Below are 434 nucleotides of genomic sequence, written 5' to 3'. Positions count from 1 at the left end.
CTGTTGGGCAGGTAGATGAAGTTCGCGATGGTTTCCTTCAGCACCTCGAAGTCGGTAATCCGCGCGATCTGGCGCAGCGACTGTGTTGCCATCCACACGGCACCGTTGAGCTTGCGGATGGTGGTCAGCCACGTTTCCAAGCGCCTGTAGAAGCGTTCGTACTTGAAGAAGAAGCCCGCCTCTTCAATCTCGATCAGCGTGAATCGCTGACCATCCATGCTCTTGCTGATCCGGAAGAAGGCGTAGTCTAGGAATAGAACCGCCGCGCGCTCGTAGTTGATGAGCAGCTCACCCATCTCGATGGTCAGGTCATCGCTGATTTGGAACGCGTCGTCGACGTTGTCGAAGAAGTCACCGTACTGACCACCCTTCATCCAGAGCTGCAGCCGCTCGCGCAGATCGGCGTGGATCAGTGTGGCGAAGAAGGACAGGGT

Annotated in this window: 1 protein-coding gene; it reads right to left on the bottom strand. The window is 56.9% G+C overall.

Annotated elements, in window-relative coordinates:
* Window positions 1–434: hypothetical protein (locus C1I95_RS34535; protein ID WP_199524059.1), on the bottom strand; the 434-nt coding region annotated here is incomplete at both ends.

It is taken from the genome of Micromonospora craterilacus (assembly GCF_003236315.1).
Lineage (GTDB): Bacteria > Actinomycetota > Actinomycetes > Mycobacteriales > Micromonosporaceae > Micromonospora > Micromonospora craterilacus.
The sequence above is the reverse complement of the archived record's forward strand: the minus strand, read 5'-3'. Positions and strand labels throughout refer to the sequence as shown.